Annotated in this window: 23 protein-coding genes and 1 pseudogene; 13 read left to right on the forward strand and 11 right to left on the reverse strand. The window is 70.3% G+C overall.

All coding sequences use genetic code 11. The features are described from left to right. Positions 1–10 precede the first annotated feature (10 nt). The 3 genes from ACXAHD_RS10720 to ACXAHD_RS10730 form a co-directional block, all read right to left on the reverse strand. Entirely contained in the window at positions 11–916 is a 906-nt protein-coding gene (locus tag ACXAHD_RS10720) for a hypothetical protein (RefSeq protein ID WP_475050117.1), read from the reverse strand. 613 nt (positions 917–1529) lie between these two features. Then, positions 1530–1781 (reverse strand): DUF397 domain-containing protein, encoded by a 252-nt coding sequence (locus ACXAHD_RS10725; RefSeq protein ID WP_475050120.1) that lies wholly within the window; start codon positions 1779–1781, stop codon positions 1530–1532. Further along, the gene (locus tag ACXAHD_RS10730; protein WP_475050158.1) at positions 1778–2557 is read right to left on the reverse strand and encodes a helix-turn-helix domain-containing protein; all 780 of its coding nucleotides are present in this window, start codon (positions 2555–2557) and stop codon (positions 1778–1780) included. Before ACXAHD_RS10730 ends, ACXAHD_RS10725 begins: the two co-directional genes overlap by 4 nt. 125 nt (positions 2558–2682) lie before the next feature. Between ACXAHD_RS10730 and ACXAHD_RS10735 the strand changes: the two genes are divergently transcribed. Continuing rightward, positions 2683–2958 carry a hypothetical protein gene (locus ACXAHD_RS10735; protein WP_475050123.1) on the forward strand — a complete coding sequence of 92 codons (276 nt, stop codon included), beginning with the start codon at positions 2683–2685 and terminating at the stop codon, positions 2956–2958. Next, positions 2948–3205 (forward strand): hypothetical protein, encoded by a 258-nt coding sequence (locus ACXAHD_RS10740; RefSeq protein WP_148083556.1) that lies wholly within the window; start codon positions 2948–2950, stop codon positions 3203–3205. Before ACXAHD_RS10735 ends, ACXAHD_RS10740 begins: the two co-directional genes overlap by 11 nt. Positions 3206–3299: 94 nt before the next feature. Here ACXAHD_RS10740 and ACXAHD_RS10745 read toward each other — a convergent pair whose 3' ends face one another. Further along, on the reverse strand, positions 3300–3707 hold the full coding sequence (locus ACXAHD_RS10745; RefSeq protein WP_123603619.1) for a VOC family protein: 408 nt from the start codon (positions 3705–3707) through the stop codon (positions 3300–3302). 165 nt (positions 3708–3872) lie between these two features. Between ACXAHD_RS10745 and ACXAHD_RS10750 the strand changes: the two genes are divergently transcribed. Together ACXAHD_RS10750 and ACXAHD_RS10755 are read left to right on the forward strand one after the other, a co-directional pair. Beyond that, positions 3873–4238: a hypothetical protein gene (locus ACXAHD_RS10750; protein ID WP_148083555.1), complete on the forward strand. Its 366-nt coding sequence runs from the start codon at positions 3873–3875 to the stop codon at positions 4236–4238. Beyond that, a complete protein-coding gene (locus ACXAHD_RS10755; RefSeq protein WP_289211297.1) occupies positions 4235–4762 on the forward strand; it encodes a DUF6036 family nucleotidyltransferase in 528 nt (175 codons plus the stop codon). Before ACXAHD_RS10750 ends, ACXAHD_RS10755 begins: the two co-directional genes overlap by 4 nt. A 21-nt stretch (positions 4763–4783) precedes the next feature. Here the strand turns inward: ACXAHD_RS10755 and ACXAHD_RS10760 are convergent, their stop codons facing one another. From ACXAHD_RS10760 to ACXAHD_RS10775, 4 genes are all read right to left on the reverse strand, one after another. Next, complete coding sequence (locus ACXAHD_RS10760) at positions 4784–5200, reverse strand: helix-turn-helix transcriptional regulator (RefSeq protein ID WP_281551577.1); 417 nt, start codon at positions 5198–5200, stop codon at positions 4784–4786. Between the two features lie 80 nt (positions 5201–5280). Continuing rightward, positions 5281–6357, reverse strand: coding sequence for a hypothetical protein (locus tag ACXAHD_RS10765; protein WP_475050129.1), 1077 nt, complete (start codon positions 6355–6357; stop codon positions 5281–5283). 11 nt (positions 6358–6368) lie between these two features. Continuing rightward, a complete protein-coding gene (locus ACXAHD_RS10770; RefSeq protein ID WP_475050132.1) occupies positions 6369–6773 on the reverse strand; it encodes a hypothetical protein in 405 nt (134 codons plus the stop codon). Positions 6774–6836: 63 nt separating this feature from the next. After that, on the reverse strand, positions 6837–8024 hold the full coding sequence (locus tag ACXAHD_RS10775) for an NHL domain-containing protein (RefSeq protein WP_475050134.1): 1188 nt from the start codon (positions 8022–8024) through the stop codon (positions 6837–6839). A gap of 279 nt (positions 8025–8303) precedes the next feature. Here ACXAHD_RS10775 and ACXAHD_RS10780 point away from each other — a divergent pair, with 279 nt between their 5' ends. The 3 genes and pseudogenes from ACXAHD_RS10780 to ACXAHD_RS10790 all read left to right on the forward strand — a co-directional run bounded on the left by ACXAHD_RS10780 (position 8304) and on the right by ACXAHD_RS10790 (position 10815). After that, positions 8304–8705, forward strand: a complete 402-nt coding sequence (locus ACXAHD_RS10780; RefSeq protein ID WP_475050136.1) for a hypothetical protein — start codon at positions 8304–8306, stop codon at positions 8703–8705. Positions 8706–8781: 76 nt separating this feature from the next. Beyond that, positions 8782–9189: a restriction endonuclease subunit S domain-containing protein gene (locus tag ACXAHD_RS10785; protein WP_281551572.1), complete on the forward strand. Its 408-nt coding sequence runs from the start codon at positions 8782–8784 to the stop codon at positions 9187–9189. 21 nt (positions 9190–9210) lie between these two features. Further along, a pseudogene (locus ACXAHD_RS10790) lies at positions 9211–10815 on the forward strand (serine/threonine-protein kinase). Positions 10816–10829: 14 nt separating this feature from the next. On the opposite strand, the gene ACXAHD_RS10795 reads toward ACXAHD_RS10790, so the two are convergent. Then, positions 10830–11465, reverse strand: a complete 636-nt coding sequence (locus tag ACXAHD_RS10795) for a hypothetical protein (protein WP_289211293.1) — start codon at positions 11463–11465, stop codon at positions 10830–10832. 154 nt (positions 11466–11619) lie between these two features. Continuing rightward, positions 11620–12309 (reverse strand): YcaO-like family protein, encoded by a 690-nt coding sequence (locus tag ACXAHD_RS10800; protein WP_475050140.1) that lies wholly within the window; start codon positions 12307–12309, stop codon positions 11620–11622. A 194-nt stretch (positions 12310–12503) separates the two neighbouring features. Here ACXAHD_RS10800 and ACXAHD_RS10805 point away from each other — a divergent pair, with 194 nt between their 5' ends. Further along, positions 12504–13013, forward strand: a complete 510-nt coding sequence (locus ACXAHD_RS10805) for a tetratricopeptide repeat protein (RefSeq protein WP_281567273.1) — start codon at positions 12504–12506, stop codon at positions 13011–13013. 20 nt (positions 13014–13033) lie between these two features. Here the strand turns inward: ACXAHD_RS10805 and ACXAHD_RS10810 are convergent, their stop codons facing one another. Further along, a complete protein-coding gene (locus ACXAHD_RS10810; RefSeq protein ID WP_475050143.1) occupies positions 13034–13864 on the reverse strand; it encodes a hypothetical protein in 831 nt (276 codons plus the stop codon). A 189-nt stretch (positions 13865–14053) separates the two neighbouring features. Here ACXAHD_RS10810 and ACXAHD_RS10815 point away from each other — a divergent pair, with 189 nt between their 5' ends. The 5 genes from ACXAHD_RS10815 to ACXAHD_RS10835 form a co-directional block, all read left to right on the forward strand. Next, positions 14054–14638: a TetR/AcrR family transcriptional regulator gene (locus ACXAHD_RS10815; RefSeq protein ID WP_289211291.1), complete on the forward strand. Its 585-nt coding sequence runs from the start codon at positions 14054–14056 to the stop codon at positions 14636–14638. 37 nt (positions 14639–14675) lie between these two features. Continuing rightward, on the forward strand, positions 14676–15857 hold the full coding sequence (locus tag ACXAHD_RS10820; RefSeq protein ID WP_475050146.1) for an FAD-dependent oxidoreductase: 1182 nt from the start codon (positions 14676–14678) through the stop codon (positions 15855–15857). 188 nt (positions 15858–16045) lie between these two features. Continuing rightward, positions 16046–16930: an ABC transporter permease gene (locus tag ACXAHD_RS10825; RefSeq protein WP_281551565.1), complete on the forward strand. Its 885-nt coding sequence runs from the start codon at positions 16046–16048 to the stop codon at positions 16928–16930. Positions 16931–17129: 199 nt separating this feature from the next. Beyond that, on the forward strand, positions 17130–17810 hold the full coding sequence (locus ACXAHD_RS10830; RefSeq protein ID WP_281551564.1) for a lytic polysaccharide monooxygenase auxiliary activity family 9 protein: 681 nt from the start codon (positions 17130–17132) through the stop codon (positions 17808–17810). Positions 17811–17958: 148 nt separating this feature from the next. After that, a partial coding sequence (locus tag ACXAHD_RS10835) for a helicase domain-containing protein (protein ID WP_475050149.1) occupies positions 17959–19123 on the forward strand: 1165 nt, incomplete at its 3' end.

Genomic DNA, 19123 nt, shown 5'->3' on the forward strand with positions numbered 1-19123 from the left:
TTCCCGTTGTTCATCGTTGCGGGTCGTCAGGGGGTGCGCAGAGCTGGTGAACCTCTGTCCGGGCCTCGGCTGCGGCCGGCGGCAGGCTGCGCAGCAGCAGCGCCGAGCGAGGATGCCGGCCGGGCAGGCAGCCGTACGGCGAGATGGCGGGGTCGAAGCCACCGCCGACTACCGTGCCTGCGGCGTCGCGGAAGACCGCGCTCGTGCCGGTCGAGGTCCACTCCCCACAGTACGGTGAGTGGACCTCGTAGGTGACCGTGGCGTCGATCTGGTCCGTGTCGTGCCGTCGGGTCTCCAGATGCCGGGTAGTGATTCCGCCAGCGGTGGTCGGGTTGCCGGCTGCGGTCGGATCACCAGGTGCGGTCGCCTCTGCGGTCCCCGCGTCTGCGGTGTCGGCGGTTGCCGTGTCGGCGGTTGCGGTCCAGGTTGCGCCGGAGATGGTGGCGTTCACTCGGGCGACCTCGACCCGTTGGCCGTCCTCGGATCGGATCCAGAACTGGCCGCCCACGCCGACGCGTTCGCCGGGAAGGATGACCGGGATCTCCCGGGGCTGGTCGAGGATCGTGGTGAGGACGGCGGACTCACCCTCTCCGTCGAGGACGTCGAAGGTCACCAGGGCACGGTGTGCGGTGTGCGTACTTGTGTTGGCAACGACGGCGCCGATGCTGACGACGGCGTTGCGGGTGATCGGTGCCGAGCTGCTGCCGAGCTGGGTGAAGCCGGACTCGACCACGTCGAGCCCGTTGCCGTCCGGCGCGGCAGTCGCTGTCGCTGCTGCCGACGGTGTTGCTCGATCCGGTGGGCCGATGCACGGTGTGGTGGGGGTAGCGGTCGTGTCGGGCTGGCCCCGCGTCTGCAGGGCGATCGCGGCGCAGGCAGTCACCACCCCGACAAGCACCACTACGGACAGAGGCATGAGGATCTTTCGCCTTCGTCGGCTGGGATCAAGGGCATTCACGGTCGGTGTGGCCATGATGCGTACTCCCACTTTCCAATGCGGACCGAAGGCGGCTCTGCCACGGTACAGCCTGGCAACCGTCGATGCCGACCGCAGCGCGTCCGGCTGCTCGCCGTCCGGCGCGGGTTCGGTGGGCGGCGTGCCGCTCGTCACGGCTCCCGGGGCAGAGTGTTGCCACAGTCTCGATGCCACAGGTGCATCAAGATGCGCCTGTGGCATCAACCCCGAAGGCATACCAGCCCGCCGGTCGGTATCGCTGCGTACAAGTTTCGGGCGGGCCGGGGTGGTCCGTCGGTCAGCTGACTCCGTACGCCACCGGCACACGAGCCGTGTCTCAGCTGCGAGCGCCAGCATGGCGTGGAGCTCTCCGTGTACGACCTCGCCCTTCACCGACGCGAGAAGTCGGTCTCCATTGGGGGCGGGCGGCTGCTGTTAGTGCCGGACGACGCGCACCTATGGACAGCGATATCCGGCCCCAGAGCCAATCAAGTCATAGTGGCTCAACCGTGAGCGCCGGTCGCCTCGCCAGGGTGGCTGGCGAAGGCGACCGGCTGTGCACGTACGGGTGGGGTCAGCGGGCGGGGGTGTGGGTGAGGAAGGTGGTCCAGGCGGTGGGGGAGAAGGTGAGGGTGCCGCCGTCTCGGTCCTTCGAGTCGCGGACCAGGACCTGACCGGGCAGGTTGTCGGCCACCTCGACACAGTCGCCACCGGTGTTAGTGGAACGGCTGGACTTGCGCCACACGGCGGCGACCTCGACACAGTTGCCGCCCGTGTCGCCGGACCGGCTGGATTTGCGCCAGTGCAGACCGTCAGGAGTCGTCATGGTGTCAGCCTATATTTCGCGATGATGCGGAGCGATGCGCTGGTGGAGGCGGCGTCGCCGAGCAGGCTGTCCCACTGGCGGTTGAGTAGCTCGATCGTCTCCTCGTCGTCGGCGACCTGGCCCTTGGTGGCGGTTTCCAAGTAGGCGATCGGGTCGAGGTCGGGCAGTTGGGCGACCGCGAAGCCGCCACCGAGCGCGGCATGCGCGCCGACCTCGGTCGGCAGGATGTGGATCCGCACGTTCGGCAGCTTGGCGACCTCCTGAAGGTGCTGGAGTTGCCGGTCGAGGATGGCGTGATCGCCCACCGGTCGGCACAAGGTCGACTCGTCGAAGATGAAGATGCACTCTGGCGGGTCGTCGCGGGTCAGCAACTCCTGCCGTTCCATCCGAACGCGGACCATTTCCTCCACCTTGGCCAGCGTATGCAGGCCACCAGCGGTGAGGATCGCTCGGGCGTACTCCTCGGTTTGTAACAGGCCCGGGATGACCGTCGGTTGGAAGGTGCGGAGGCGCTTGGCCTGGGCTTCCTGCTTGCGCCAGGCGATGAACCAGGCGGGGGTGCGTTGGCGTTCGGCGCGGTCCAGCAGCTCGGTCAGCAGGCCGCCGGTGTCCAGCGCCTCATCGGCTTCCTCGGCAAATTTGAAGGTCGGCTTGCGTCGGCCCGTCTCGATCGCGGCAATCGTCGACGCGCTCCAATTGATCTTCTCGGCGAGCCCGTCCTGGCTTACTCCGGCGGCGACGCGCGCTGCTTTGAGCGCGCGTATCCACATGATCATGTCCACCGCTTACCCCTCCGTACGTGAGTGATTTCACGGGTATGCCGATCCATCCTTACGGGAGAGTGCCGGCGGAGTCCAGAGTGTTCGCAGGACAAGTTTCCGAGGATCAGCGGAGGGCAGAAATGAGTGTCCTGGTACCAGGTTCCCAACCGCCGGCCATCCCCGAGTTGAGCGAGGAGCAGACCCGTGACGTCGCCATCCGGTACGCGACGAGCGTCGTCACCGACCACTGGCCTTCAGCGGAGTGGGCCGGCTGCCCGGTCTGCCTGACCGACGGATGCCGCCCGATGGACACCGCGCTGCAATTTCTACGCGTGGAAGACTTCGGGGCGTACGAGTGGTTCGCCGAGCTGCTGCGCGGCGGCAAGCCGGTGGAAATGATCAACAATGAGAAATGACCCGCTGGTCAAAGTCGGCGACACGGTTTCGCTGAATACCGGCGACTACTGCTACGGCCTCGGTCGGCTCGTGCTGCGGGTCACCCGGGTCGACGACGGGGCGCAGCATCCGGGGATCGAATGGGTCCATCTGGTCGGGGTCGAGGTCGTCGGCGGCGAGGACCAACGCTTCCGCTCGATCGTCGTACGGGCGGACGCGCTGCGCCGCCCCGGCGCGGTGACCCGGCCGGCCCGTCGCCGCCCGTGAAACTCGTCGAGTGGAGGGCTGAGGTACGTAACCTCCGCCGAATTGCGTACCCCAGCCCTCCACTCGACGCGCGGGTGGCGCAGCGGCGGTGCGACTACTGCGGCAGTCGCTGCGAGAAGCGGATGTTGTTGCCGGACGGGTCGCGGACACCGCAGTCGCGTACCCCGTACGGCTGGTCGATGGGCTCCTGCATGACCTCCGCCCCGGCGGCCCGGACCCGCTCGAACGTCGCGTCCACGTCGTCGACCAGGAAGATCAGCCCGCTGAGCGAGCCCTTGGCGAGCAGCAGCTCCAGGGTCTCCTGGTCGGCGGCGCGACCCATCGCGGCGACTTCGAGCACGATCTCGACGTCCGGCTGTCCGGGCGGGCCGACGGTCAGCCAGCGGACGCCCTCGAACGGCACGTCGGTGCGGACCTCCAGGCCGAGCACGTCGCGGTAGAACTTCAGTGCCTCGTCCTGATCGCGGACGAGCAGGAACGTGTGGGAAAGCTTGATTGTCATGCCAGCGACGCTACGCCGGCCGGCTGACCTGGGCTTCTCCAAACCGACTTGATACTCCGGCCGGTCCTGGACAGGCCGTCGCCCGGTAGCCTGAAGCTGATGGTGCCGAAGTGATGCCGAGGTTCGGAAAGTGAGGTTCGCGTTGTGGGTACCGGCTACGAACCGATGAGTCTGGCAGTGCTGGCCAGCCATCTGGCATCCACAGACGTCGACCAGACCCGGTGGAAGTTGGTGTGGGAGTTCCTGGAGGAGTTCCGCTGGGAGCCGGCGGACACCAGGGTGACGCTGCTGCTGGACGAACCGGAGCAGACCGGGGACGAGCGGTGGGACGCGCTACTCGCGGCACTCGCAGAGCATCTGCTCGCTCAGGCGGACGTCGCCCCGCCGCAATGGGCTGAGGCGCGGGTGCTGCGCCGACCATGGTTTCCTGCCGAATTGGCAGTCCACCGGGCAGATGCGTTGGCGTGGGCGCCAGCCGCCCTTCGCAAGCATGGGGTGTACCTGTCCGTCCACGACCTGGCAGCGGCGTGACCGGCTCAGACGGCGTCCTGATGGGGCGCGCGGAACTTGAGCGAGCGTTCAGTAGCCTGGGTGATCGGCTCGTCCGTCGAGGGGTCGTTGCTGACATCTTCGTCGTCGGTGGTGCCGCGATGGCGCTGGCCTATGACGCAAAACGGGTGACCAGGGACGTCGATGCGATGTTCGTGCCGCACGGCGTCGTTCTCGACGAGGCGCGTGCGGTGGCCGACGAACTAGGACTGCCCCCGTGGTGGCTCAACGAGCAGGCCAGTGTGTACGTGTCTGGCAAAGAGGACCCGGGGCGACGGCGGGTCTTCGACCATCCCGGCATTCGCGTCATGGCGGCTTCGCCCGAGCACATCTTCGCGATGAAGGCTCTCGCGGCACGGGCACGCGACGTGGACGACCTTCGTACCCTCGCTGCACTGGCCGAGGTCGCGACGGTGGACGATGCCGTGCGGTTGTGCCGTGACTTCTATCCGGACGAGGCGATCTCGCCACGAGCCATGGGCGTGATCCGTGAGCTGTTCGGTTAGCTCCAAGCCTCGTTTCAGCCGTCAATGAACAGTAAGGCGCAGCGCGGCCGGGCGGGTCGGGCGGGTGACGGCCTTGACGTAGCAGGCCGGGATGGCCGCGCTAGCGGCGTGTGACCTGGCCCGGTACGCGCTGGGCGACTCGCCGACCAGCTCGGTGAAGCGGGAGCTGAACGAGCCGAGCGAGGTGAACCCGACCGCCATGCAGACGTCGGTGACGCTCAGGTCGCCACGGCGCAGCAGCGCCTTGGCCCGCTCGACCCGCCGGGTCGACAGATAGCCGTACGGGCTCTCGCCGTAGGCGGCCCGGAACAACCGGGTGAAATGCGACGGCGACATGTACGCGGCCCGCGCCATCGCCGGCACGTCCAACGGGCGGGCGTACTCCCGGTCCAGCAGGTCCCGGGCCCGGCGCAGTCGGACGGCTTCCTCGACGTTCACCCGGTCAGGGTGCCACGCCCCACCGACATCCGGCTTCGTCGTTCAGCCCGACGGAGTCAGGTCAGTCTGCCGGGGTCAGGTCAGTCTGACGGGGTCAGGCCGCGCCGGATGTCGGCGGATGAGGCTCCGTGCAGGTCGGGCCGGTTGACGCCCAGCTGCCCGACCACGTTGCGGGCGGCGGCCACGTCCTGGTGCAGTCGGGTGAGGGCGTCCGCGACCTTGGTTTCGTCGTCGACGTACTTCTCGTTCTGCTTGGTCAGCGCCCGCTGCACCGCGACTGCGATGTCCTGCGCGGTGGTGCCGCCGATCTCGACGGGCTCGGCGTCGCTGCCCACCTCCAGCCCTTGCGCCAGGGTGCTGGTCGAGATGATCACCGCGCCGACCCAGGCTGCCATGCCGCCGGTGGTGGCGATCAGGGTGCCGGCGGCGATGCCGACCAGGGTGCTCCAGGTGTAGCTCTTGGCTGACTTGCCGCCCGCGCCGAGGTCACCAAGGGCCGCGATCGCCTTGTCTAGCAGGTCGAGGACGGCCTTCCGCTGGGCGATCTTGCTGATCTTGTTGGCTTCCAACAGCTCCTTGGCGATGCGGGCGGCGGCGGCCCGACAGGCCAGCCCGTTCTCCAGCGGGGCGACGAAGTTGCCGATGAAGGTTTGCTGGAACGAACCCTCCCAGTGGTTCTCCATCTGGTCGCGGACGGTCTGCAGGCCGGTGAGCCCCATGTCGCGGTTGCCGAGCTCGCCGGCTTCGGCAACCGATCCGCCGAACATCGCGGCGATCTTGCCGAGATTGTCGATGGCCAGGTTGGCCTCGTCCGGGTCCGGCATCAGGTAGCTATTGAAGGTGGGGACAACCCAGGCGTAGTGTTCGTTTTCGATCGCATACTCCCACTGCCTGATCTCCGCCTCGGCGAGGACCACCTCCTCGTTCGGCAGCCCGGGGCCTTTGTTGATGACGACGGAGAACGCCCCGGAGGTGATGGTGTACGCCCGCCGGTCCGGGTTGGCCTTGTTGTACTCCTCCAGCAGCGCATCCAGGTAGGAGCGCATGTCCTGCAGGGTCTGCCGGACAAACTCCTGCCGCAGCTTTTCGGCCTTATCGGTCAGATCCGAAACGAATTTCGGATTCGCGTACTCGGCCGGAGTGTCGGCGTTGCCCATTGTCGCCCCCTTCAGGACCCGTCGGACCGCCGTGGGGCGGGGATCGGCGTACCTGGATCGTCCTCGGACCCGGGTGCGAGCGGTGCGATCGCCGGGTCGGTGGAGTTGCGCCACGGGTCGGCGAGAAGCGACTGAAGCTCGCTCGCGGCCTGCGCGTCGGTCGCCTCGTACGCGAGGCGGGCGTCCCGTACGGCGGTCGCGCCGTCCAGCACCACACCGCCGATCTCGGCGTACATGTCCTGCAGTTCGTAGCGCAGCGTGTTCCACATGGTCAGGGCGAAGGTCAGCCCGGATGCGCCGTCCGCCGCCGCGACCAGCCGGTTCGCGTCGTAGTAGACGTCCGCCACGCGCGGCAGCAGCGCCTCAGACACCCGCCACAGCGCGTACAGGTCACCACCGGTGACATCCTCCGGCATCACCATCACCCCCGGTCGATGGTCGATGGAGCCGCTCCGGCGATGTGCCGAGCGGTCGTGCGTTCATGCTTTGCGGCGGCGTACCGCGACGACCGCCACCAGCAGCGTCACCGCGACCGCGACCCCGGCGGCCAGCACCCACCACGGCCGTACCGCGCCGTCGGGATCCGCGTCGCCGCCGTTGCCCGGACCGGCGGCGGAGATCGCCGGCAGCTCCAACCGGTACACCTTGTGCTGGAGCGGGTCCACCAGGTAGCCGAGCTGGTCGTCCACCATGGCCAGCGGGCCGGCGATCGACGGATTCGCCAGCAGGGTCTCCACCCGGCTGTCCGGGTGGAAGCGGTAGAGGCCGTCGTCGGTCGACAGGTACCGGGCGTTCGCGGTGACGGCCAGGTAGAGGTTGCCCTGCCAAGCACCGGCGGGGATCTCCGCTGACTGCGATTCGGAGTACGTCCACCGGCTGTCGCCGTCGCGGACCACCGCGCGCATCACGTTGTCGGACAGGCCGTACAGCAGGGTGCTCGCCACCCAGCGGCCGCCGTCGGGGTCGTCCGCCGTCGAGATCGGCGCGTACGGGAAGGTGAACCTCACCGCGTCGCCGCCCGCCACCAGCCCGACGTCGCCGCTGCCGATCAGGGTGTCGATGACGCCGTCGGCGTTGATCCGCCGGACCCGGTAGTTGCGCAGGTCGCCGAAGACCAACCCGCCGTCGGCGTCGACGGTCAGCCCGCTGACGTCGCGCAGCTGCGCCTCGACGGCCGGCCCGCCATCACCGGCGAACCCGGCCCCGTTGCCGCCTGCCACCAGGGTCACGTCGCCGTCGGGCGACAGAGCGAGGATCCGGGCGTTGCCACTGTCACCGATGTAGATGGTCCCGGCCGCGTCGACCGCCAGACTGCTCGGATAGCTGAGGGTGAACTCGCCCACGGGGACGGTGCGGATCACGCCGTCGGTGGATATCGCCCGGACGGCCCCGTTGCCGGTGTCGGCGACGTACACGACCCCGTCCGGCGTGACGGCGACCCCACCGGGCTGGTTCAGCGCCGCCGCCGTGGCAGGACCATCGTCGCCGGAGTACCCGGCCTCACCGGTTCCGGCGTACAGCGTCGCCGTCGATCCGTCGGCCGGAGCCGCCTCGGCCGCCAGCGGCTCGACCGGAGAGACCGCGTCGGCCGCCAGTGCCGGCAGCGGGATTCCGACTGTCGCCGTTGCGACGAGTGCCGCAGCGAGCCCACGCGCAGTTCGTTTCACCGCCTAGTCCTAACACAGTGTGGCAATCGACTGTCGTCTCGTTGCCGTCGCTGTCCGGGGCGGATTTCGACGGTGGCCAGGTGACCTGCGGAACGGGGGAGAGATGAGCGAGCCCGACCTTGACCGCCGCCCGCCGATCTCCGCGTCGTCCCCGGACGGTGCGATCTGGGCGGACACCACCGACGGTACGGACTTGCGGATCAGCTTCAGCTACGCGGCGTACGGTCGCTACACCGACGACACCCTCGCCCACCAGCTGAGCCGGCTCGGGCAGGCGATGTGGGTCGCGTTCCAGCGGTCCAGGACGATCTCCACGAGCGACGGTCGGCGGCGTTCCGGGTCGTCGTCGACCCGCCGGCCCGACCCGAGCAGACACCAGGGCAGGCCGCGTACGCGCGGGCGCTCAACGAGGTGGTCGCGTCCGGCGGCTCACCGGACGGTTCGATCACGGTACGCACCACCGGCGCCCTCTCCTGGACCGTGCAGCTCGCCGAGGGCACGGTCACCCGGCTGGGCGAGAGCGCGTTCGTCTCGCAGCTGACCGCGGCCGTGCAGGCGATGCTGGCCGACCGGGAGCGGAAGATCGCCGCGTTGAAGGCCGAGTTCCTCGACCTGGGGGTGCCGAAGCGCTGGACCGCCCTGCTGCACCAGCTCCGCGAGCAGAACCGCGCCGAGCGTTGACGACGGCTTGCACGTCTGTCAGACGAGCCCGGCGGGGTCAACGGGATGAGGTGGGGGTCTGCCAGACGGTGGTGGCGTGCCAGTCGCGCAGGAACGCGCTGACCAGGTCGTCGGTCGGGAACCCGCCGCGCGGGTGCTGGACAGCGGCGGCGCGGTGCTCGGCCCGCAGCTGCTGCTGTTCCGGGTCGACCCGGCGCGGGTCGACCCGTACTTCCTGGCCGGGTTTCTGCGCGCGGCGCAGAGCCGGACCAGTGGTGCGGTGCGCAGCTCGTCGGCGTTGGCCCGCACCGACGCCCGACGGGTGGTGATCCCCCGACTACCGTTTGCCGAGCAACGCGGCTACGGTGAGGCGTTCCGGCGGCTGGTCACCTTCGAGGACAGTCTCCGGCGCACGGTGTCGCTGGGGGAGGCGTTGATCCGGCAAGGGTTCGCCGGGCTTGCCGACGGCACCCTGCGACCACCGTCGACTGCTGCGGAGAGGTAGCGAGAGGTGAGCCTGCCGGCGTTGAGCGAAGGCCGTTACGAGCTGGAGCAGATGATCGCGCGGGGCGGGATGGGCGAGGTGTGGCTCGGCCGGGACGTGAAGCTGGAGCGGGAAGTCGCCGTCAAGTTCATCCGGTTCCCCGACCTCGAACCCGACCCGGAGCTGGTGAAACGGTTCTTCCGGGAGGCTCGGATCACCGCCCGGCTGCAGCATCCCGGGGTGCCGGCCGTGTTCGACGTCGGCAGCCACGACGGCCGGCCGTTCCTGGTGATGCAGCGGGTCGGCGGGATCAGCGTCGCCGACCTGGTCGCCGAGCAGGGCCAACTGCCGGTCGGCTGGGCGGCGGCGATCGCCGCGCAGACCTGCGCGGTGCTGTCGGTGGCGCACCGGGCGTCGCTGGTGCACCGCGACCTGAAACCGAACAACCTCATGGTCGAGCCGGACGGCGGGGTGAAGGTGCTCGACTTCGGGCTGGCGGTGGCGTTGGACCGTACCGACCTGTCCCGGATCACCCGTACCGGGTAGAGCCTGGGCACCCCGGCGTACATGGCGCCGGAGCAGATCCGCGCCGAGTTGAGCAGCCCGCAGACCGACCTGTACGCGCTCGGCTGCACCCTGCACGAGATGCTCACCGGCGCACAGGTGTTCACCGGCTCCAGCCCGTACGTACTGATGAACCAGCAGGTCAGTGGGGTGCCGACATCGTTGCGGCGGCTTCCTCCGGACGCGCCGGACGAGCTGGCGCAGCTGCTGGCGGCGCTGCTGGCCAAGCGCCCCGACGAGCGGCCGGGCAGCGCCGACGAGGTGTACCGCCGGCTGTTGCCGTACGCGACGGATCTCGGCCCGCTGCCCGGGGCGCTGGCGCCGCCGACACGGCCCAGCCCGGTGCGGATGTACGCGGAGGTTCTCGGCCGGGTGCTGGCTGCCCGCCCGGACCCGGCGGCCCCAGCTGCGCCGGCTGCGTCGGAGCTGTCTGCTCCGTCGGCTGAGGCTGAGCCGACGCTCAGTCGTACGGCGCTGGACCGGGCCCGCAGCGAAGCCGGCCGCCTGGTCCGGCAGTCCCGGTTCCACCAGGCGGCCGAGGTGCTCGCCGATGTCGCCGGTCCGGCGTCGCAGGTGTTCGGCCCCACCGACGGTGATGTGGCGAGCCTGCGGTTCGAGCTGGCGAGCGTGCTGTTCGAAGGCGGCGACTACCGGGGCGCGATCCCCGTGTACCGGGAGCTGGCCACTGATCTGGCCGCCGCAGCCGGCTCCGCCGCGTCTGCGGGCGCTGCGGGCTCCGTCGCCGGCCCGGCGTCCGGCGGCTCGGCTGCTGAGTTGGCGGTGGCCTGCCGGCTCAAGGAGGCCACCTGTCATGCGTTGATCGGGCAGTCGACCGAGGCGTTGCAGCTGCTCGACGCCCTGCTCACCGACGAGGTACGGCAGCACGGCGCAGACCATCCGGGTACGTTCGACCTGCGCCGGCAGATCGGGCTGCTGCAGCTGGGCTCCGGGCAGGTGGCGGCGGCCGCCGCGACGTTGCGCGAGTCGCTGGCCGTCCTGGTACGCGCGTACGGCCCCGACCACCCGGATGTCGCCGAGGCCAGAAAGCTCCTGGCCGACCTGCCGGACGAGCTGGTCGGCTGACTCCGGCTCCGGGGTCAGCCCGGCTCGGTGACGTCGGGTCGACGAAGGCCCCGGGAGCGGGCGGCACGCCAGGCTGGGCCGACGACAGCCACCAGGCCGATGGCGCCGACGCCACCGAGCCACGCTGTGGTGATCGTTCGTCCCGCGTCCCGCCCGGGGATACAGGAGACGATCAGCGGCTCTCGCTGACCGAGTGGGTCGATGTCGACCTCGACCATCGAGCCGACCGGCTCGGCCGGCCCACAGAACGGAACCCAGCCGAGATCGTCGCCGCCGACGGAGAGCTGGTAGCTGGGGTGGCACAGTTCGGTGCCCGGCACGCACCCGTCACGGACATCGGTGACCTCGGCGGTGACCTGTTCGCCGTACGGCGAAAGGTTGCCTTCGCCGTACGCGCCGGCGAAGGCGAGACTGAGCGCTCCGACCGCGATCCCCAGCAGTGTGCGTCCGGTGATGACGACCGTCGTCAACCGGCTGGCCCGGTTACCGGAAGCTGCGCGAGCGGGCCAGATGGCGGCGACCACGTAGGCGGCTGCAGCTGCCCACAGCACCAGGACGGCCGTGACGAAGGTGAGTCCCGGTTCCTGGCCCAACAGGAAGCCGCTGAGGAGGGTCAGCAGCACCGCTCCGCCGAGCCACAGCATCGCCATGCTGCCGATTGTCCGGCCGGCCGGGCCCGCCGCGCCAGGGCCGGCCGGTTGCCGGGTGCACGAGCCGAACACCAGATACCTGTCACCGTTGTTTTGACGTGTCTGGTGTTCGGCCGGCCAGCGGCAACCGACCCAGTGCCATGATCAACGTGGGCTATTCGGCGTTGTTCAAGAAGCCGCCAGGTGGTGTTCCGTTGTTCTTGACCGCCATGCCGCGCTTCCCCGGCACCACCACCTGTCCGTCGGTGACGAGCATGAACCGCTCCAGGCCGGGGACGAAGATGTTGACCACGGCCAGGTTGCCGGTGACGTAGTGGTCTCGCTGCAGCGGCGTGAAGCCGCGTCTGACGAGGGCATCGATGAGCGCGTCGAAATGGCCAACCGCGGTGTCCGGCGCTTCCGTGTCCCGGTACGGCACCAGGATGGCGTCGCCGAGCCGGGTGCTGAAGTCGCTTCGGTAACAGGCATGGAGCGCGGGGTAGGGCGTCGTCCAGTCGTGCCGGACGGGCGCCATGGCCGCGAACGCGGAGTGGATGTTCCCGAGCGAGGACGCCAGGTGGACCTGGACCAGCTCGCTCACCGCACGGGCGATCGCATAGTGGCGGGAGAGTGAGGCGCCCCAGCCGCGGATCCGGGCCGGTTCGCCATCCTGCGTGGGAAGGTAGGCGAAGATCGCCGGCACGCCCAGATCGGTGGTCATGTCGATCAGGTACAGCCGCTGACCGGTGATGGTCTCCGCCGCCCAGCCGTTGTTGCAGGAGTAACGGCTCACCCCGGTGTAGTCGTAGTGGTCACCCAGACTGTCCCGCAGCGGGTCGGCTTCCTCGTCGAGGTAGTCCGGCACGGAAGGAACAGCGGCACGTCAATCTCGGCGCCGCTGGTCACCACCCGGAAGGGTAGGCACCCCATCGGCCCGTCGGGCAATTCCCCGAGCAGGCCGAGCGCCACGTCCTGGCTGAGCGTCACGTCGCGGGAGATCTCACCCGCGCGGCGTAGCGTCGTCCCGCCGCCAGCGAGGCCGCGCAGTCCACTAAGGTGGTGCTCCAGCGCCTCGAAGATCGCGCTGAGCCCTACCGTGGACGGTCTGCCGAGGCCGAGGGCGCTTGCCGGGAGGCCCTGGACTCGTTCGACGACCTGCTGGACGACGGCGCGACCGCGTACGCGTGGTATGTCTTCGGGTTTGCGGCGGTCGACCAGCAGCGGTACGAGGACGCCGTGTCATGGTTCGGCCGGTGCCTCGATCTGTGTGTGTCAGCCGGTCTGCACGTGCGGGAGGCGAGGGCGCGCTACCGGCTGGCGGATGCCTTACGGGAGACCGGCGAGCTGGAGCTCGCTCTCCGGCATGCCCGGCAGGCGGCCGGGCACTGCGAGCGGCTCAGTGACCAGCGAGATCAGGCCTACGCTTATGCGGTGCTCTCGCGGGTGCTGCACGCGCTCGGCGCCGACCAGGAGTCCCGCGAACAGCTGATCCTGGCCCACGACCTGTTCACCGTGCTCGGCCTGCCGGAGGCTGCCGAGACCGGACGGCAACTCGCCCGGAGTCCCTGACCAGTCCGAAGGGGACGGGGCTAGCGGCGGAGGATGACAGTGTCCAGGATGTCGAAGGTGGCCGGGGCGTCGCGGCGGCTGCCGACCAGGAACGCCACCTCGCGGCCGGGCTGGCACAACGGCCACCAGAACTCACGTGCCAGCGCGCGCCGCAGCGGCAGCCCGCAGTATTTCTGCCGCGCGCGTTGGTATGCCACCACGTCCCAGTCGCGTAAGTCCTGTACGTGACTGCGGCAGACCGGATGGTGGCAGTGGTAGCGGTAGGCGACGGTGAACGGCGGTCGGCGCAGCAGGTCGTGCACCACCGGACGGAACAGGTCGGGCTCGGTGCGGCGCCAGGTGGCGGCGGACCAGCGTTCGGCCGGCGGTGCCACCGGGGTCCGGTTGACCCGTACGTAGCGCAGTTCGGCGACCCGGATCAGCGCCAGTGACTGGGCGTCGGGGTGCCGTGCCGCCGAGTCTTCCAGGTCGCACATGGACCATTCGGCGTGCCGGTGCAGGATCGCGGCGCGTCCGGGCCACCGCCGGGCTTCGTGACGGACCCGCAGGGTTGCGTCGTGGACTCGCCAACTCTCCGGGCGGGGATCGGCCGGGTCCGGCTTGGCGATGGCTGAGACGATGTCGTACCGCCGTACCGGCGCGGTCTGGCTGAGCGGGTGGGCGGGGATCTCGTCGAACCGGATCCAGCGCTGGGGGCCGTCGAGGCGTAGGCCGACGAGGGTGGTCATCGCGCCGTGTGTCGCGGACGGCACCGGCGGGGTGATGCCGGTGACCAGCACCTGCATCGGGGTCGTGTCGCTGTTTTTGCCTGGTGGTGGTTGGTGGTGCGGCGTCCGGTACAGCTCGCTCACGCACGCCTCCGGCCGAGGGGTAGCCATTGGTGATCGGGCGACTACTTATTGCAAACAGGGTCGCACGGGTGGCACCCCGGAATCCAGAGCCGATTTCGCGGACCGGGTTGGCGTGGTAGATTGTTGGGCGGTCGCCCAATACGAGCGTCCAGGGCAATCGCCCAACAGTCGCCGTTCCGGAGGTGAGACGTGACGCAGACCGCCGCCGAACGCGGCCGGCAGGTACGGGCCCGGCTGCGCGCCGCCGCCGTCGCGTTGATCGCCGAGCGCGGCTGGGCCGCCGTCAGCACCCGGCTCGTTGCCGACCGGGCCGGGGTCGCCCCCGGGCTGGTCCACTACCACTACGCCTCGGTGCGGGCGCTGCTGATCGAGGCGGCCACCGGCACGATGACCGACCTCGCCGGCGAGCTGGACACCCTGCTCACCGGGGCCGTGAGCCCCGAGGCCGGAGTACGGGCTCTGCTCGCCGCCCTCGACGGATACTCCGGCACCGACCCGACCTCCCTGCTGTTCGCCGAGGTGTACCTGGCCGCCGCCCGTGACGCCGAGCTGCGCCAGGTGCTGACCGGCATCCTCGACGGGCTGCGCGGCCGGATCGCCGAGTGGCTGGCCGGCCACGGCGTCGCCGACCCGCCGGGCAGCGCCGCAGTGCTGGCCGCCGCCCTCGACGGCCTCATGCTGCACCGTCCACTGTCATCCGGCCTCACCTCGGACGCGGTCGCCGGACCGCTGATCCGCCTGGTCACCAACGACATCACCGACAGCTCAGCATGAGCACCACCGACAACGCCACGACGGAAGGGGACCGACAGTGAAGGCGGTCATCTGCGGCGCCGGGATCGCCGGGCTGGCCCTGGCCCACCGGCTGGACGCCGCCGGCTGGGCGGTGACCGTCCTCGAACAGGCGCCGGCGCCGCGTACCGAGGGCTACATGATCGACTTCTTCGGGTCGGGCTACGACGCTATCGAACGGATGCGGCTGCTGCCGCAACTGCACGAGTACGGCTACCAGGTCACCGCGCTGACCTACCGGGACGATCAGGGCCGCCGCCGGGCCAGCCTCAGCTACTCCCGGTTCGCCGACATCGTCGACGGTCGGCTGGTCAGCATCATGCGTCCCGACCTGGAACGGATCCTGCGCGAGGCGCTGCCAGGCCGGGTCGCGCTGCGCTACGGCAGCCGGCTGGCCCGCATCGACCACCGCGCCGACCGGGTCGACGCCACCGCCGTCGACGGCACCGTCCACCGGGCCGACCTGCTGGTCGGTGCCGACGGCATCCACTCCACCGTCCGTCGGCTGACCTTCGGCGACGAACGGCACTACCTGCGCCACCTCGGCTTCCACACCGCCGCCTGGGTGTTCGACGACCCGGCGGCCCGCGACGCCATCGGCGACGAGTTCGCCCTCACCGACAGCACCCGGCGCCAGCTCGGCTGCTACGTGCTGCGCGACGGGCGGATCGCCGTCTTCGCCGTGCACCGGACCACCGACCCGCAGCTGCCGGCCGATCCCCGGTCGGCCCTGCGGCAGGAGTACGCCGGCCTCGGCTGGATCGCCCCGCGGGCGCTCGCCGCCTGTCCACCCGCCGACGACATCTACTACGACCAGGTCGCCCAGATCGAGATGCCGGCCTGGAGCCAGGGCCGGGTGGTCCTGGTCGGCGACGCCTGCCAGGCGGTGTCCCTGCTCGCCGGGCAGGGCGCCTCGCTGGCCGTCGCCGGGGCGCAGACCCTCGCCGCCGAGCTGACCCGGGCACTCGACCCCGCCGCCGGCGCCGACCCCGGCGTGCTGGCGATAGCGCTGCGCCGCTACGAGACCGCGATGCGGCCGGTCGTCACCGACAAACAGCAGGTGGCCCGGCGCGGGGTCCGCTGGTTCGTGCCGGAGCACCGGTGGTGGCTGCACCTACGGCGGGCCGCGTTGGCCGCCGCCGGGCTGCCCGGCATGGACCGGGTGATCGCCGGAGCCATGGTCGGCAAGTCCAACGCCTGACCCGGGCCAACGGTCGGCCGGGTCCAGTGCCTGACCTGGGTACGCTCGTAGCATGCCGACCCCGACCCCGCCGAGCTGGATGATCCGCGGCCGCGAGCTGCTGTTCGACCTGGCCATCGTCGCCGTCGTCGGTTCCGCGTGGGTGCTCGCCAACGGCCCGTACGGCCTGACCGGCAGCTGCCACCGCGATGGCGCTGGTGATCGGCATCGGGCTGGTGACAGCGTTCTCGGTCGGCGGGCACAGCGTCAAACGAGCGGTGGAGCGGGAGGTTGACGTCCGGATCGGAGCCGCCTTCCTGGTGCAGTCCGACCTGGACCCGGTGCCGCCCGAGCTGATCGACCGGCTTCGTGACCTACCGGAACTCGGCGTGGTGCTCGACGGCGCCGAGGTGTACGGCGCTCCGGGCGGTTTCGACGTGGCCGCCGGCCACCCCGACCTGCTGACCAAGGCGGAGCTGGCGGTGGCCGACGGGGACGTGCGGGACTTCGGGCCGGGCCGGGTGATCGACGTCACCGCCGCCTACCCCGACATCGACACCTGGCTGGTGCAGCTCGACCCGGCAGCCGGCGTCGGTGCCGAGGCCGCCCGCGAGGCGGTGGAGTCGATCGTCGTCAGCTATCCGTTCGTGGCGTTCGTCGATCGGGCGGCGTACGCCGAGGCGCGGACCAGTACCGTCGACACGGTGCTGCGGTTCGTGCTGGCGCTGCTGGCCCTGGCGATCCTCATCTCGCTGCTCGGTCTGGCCAACACCCTGACCCTGTCGGTGGTCGAACGGACCCGGGAGAACGCCTTACTGCGGGCCGTCGGTCTGACCCGGGGCCAGCTGCGCCGGATGCTCGCCACCGAGGCGGTGCTGACGGCGGTCAGCGGTACGGCGTGCGGCATCGCTATCGGGGTGGCCGGGGCGGCGAGCGCGCTCGCCGTGCTCAACAGCGCCGAGGACGACATCTTCCGGCTGGACCTGCCCTGGACGCAGCTCGGGGTCGTCGTCGCGGTGGCGGCGGTCGCCGCGCTGCTGCCGGCCCGCCGGGCGCTGCGTCAACCGGTCGTCGAGTCGCTGGCGGCCGACTAGGTCGGCAACTGTTGATCGCTGATTGCCAGATCAACGCTTTCCTGGATCGGGAACTGCCCGGAGTCGTTGCGGGGGCGCCTCCGGGCAGTCCGACAATAACAGATATCTATAGACAATCATCGATATCTAGACCAATGGGTGCGATAGTCGGGTGGAAGCGCCCGCACCCGTATGAGCGCCCAGGAACGGAGGATGTACCGTGCGTTCACGCAACCTCGATCAACGCGGTCGGCGATCCCGACCGGCCGCCCGCCAGCCTGTTCGAGCGCTTTTTCTGCTGCTCGCCCTGATGGCCGGCATGCTGCCGTTCACCGGCGCGGCGCAGGCTCACGGCACCATCGTCAACCCGGCGAGCCGCGCCTACCAGTGCTGGCAGGACTGGGGACACCAGCACATGAACCCGGCCATGCAGCAGCAGGACCCGATGTGCTGGCAGGCCTTCCAGGCCAACCCGGACACCATGTGGAACTGGATGAGCGCGCTGCGCGACGGGCTCGGCGGCAGCTTCCAGGGCCGCACCCCCGATGGTCAGCTGTGCAGCAACGCCCTCTCCCGGAACAACAGCCTGAACCAGCCCGGACAGTGGAAGAAGACCAACGTCGGTCGCAACTTCACGATCCAGTTGTACGACCAGGCCAGCCATGGCGCCGACTTCTTCCGGGTCTACGTGAGCAAGAACGGGTTCAACCCCGCTACCCAGCGGCTCGGGTGGGGAAACCTCGACTTCATCACCCAGACCGGCCGGTACGCGCCGGCACAGAACATCAGCTTCAACGTTTCGACCTCCGGTTACACCGGACACCACATTGTCTTCGTGATCTGGCAGGCGTCCCACCTCGACCAGGCCTACATGTGGTGCAGTGACGTGAACTTCGTCTGATCGGCAGAGCCGACGAACGACGGCACGGCTCGCCCACCGACCCGGGACCACCGCGTCCCGGGTCGGCGGTCCTGCACACTCGGGGGCTGTCCGGCTCCCGCCCGCACCGGTACGGTGTGCCGGGTCTGCCGACCCGGGGAGCGTGCACATGGCCGACATGTCAGCGGAGATCGCCGCCGAACAGGCGTACTTCGACGCCGCCGCCCGGGAACGCGACCGGCGGGTGGCCGCACTCGGCTCGCTGGCCCGCAGCGGGGCCGACCGGGCCACCGCCGCCCGACTGCGCCACCACGCCGAAGCCGTCACCCGGGCTCTCGGCGGCGCCGCCGACGCGGTCGCGTTCGGCCGCATCGACGACGAGTCCGGCGAGGCGTACTACCTCGGGCGGCACCTGATCGGCTCGCCCGACGGCGGCGACCCGCTGGTGATCAACTGGCAGTCGCCGGCCGCGGCCCGCTACTTCACCGCCAGCCCCGACGAGCCCCAGGGCCTGGCGCGCAAACGCGGATTCCAGTGCACCGGCAACGTCATCGACCACCTCGACGACGTCCTGTTCGCCGGGATCGCCGCCGGGATCGCGGGCGGGTCGACCGATGGGTCGGGTCGGGCCGGCGTCGACGCGCAGCTGCTCACCGAGCTGGCCCGGGGCCGCACCGGCACCCTGCGCGACATCGTCGCCACCATCCAGGCCGCCCAGTACGAACTGATCCGTGCCCCGCTGCAGCAGGTCCTGGTGATCGAGGGCGGCCCGGGCACCGGCAAGACCGCCATCGCCCTGCACCGGGTCTCCTGGCTGTTGTTCCAGCACTCCGAGCTGACCGCCGACGACGTACTCGTGGTCGGCCCGCACCCGACGTTCATGCGCTACATCGGCCAGGTGCTGCCCGGGCTCGGCGACGCCGAGGTCGAGCTGCGCGACATCAGCCGGCTCGCCCCGACGGTACGGCGTGGCCGGGCCGAGCCGGCGGCGGTGGCCCGGATCAAGGGCGACGCCCGGATGGCCGGCCTGCTCGACCGGGCGCTCCGCAACCGGATCGGCACCCCGGACCCGGCGGAGCGACTGCTGCTCGGCAGCCGGTTCGTCACCCTGCCCGGCGAGCAGGTGCAGCAGGCACTCGACGCCGCCGCCGCGGCCGACCTGCCGTACAACGGTCGCCGTCAGCTGTTCCGTGACCGGCTCGCCGACCTGGTCCAGGACCGGTCAGGCGTCGACCCGCGCGGCGAACCGGCGCTGGCCAACCTGGTCGAGCGGCTCTGGCCGCAGCAGAGCCCGGCGGCGTTCCTGCGCGGCCTGCTGGCGTCCCGGCCCCGTC

Source organism: Micromonospora sp. ABR4_055 (assembly GCF_056160425.1).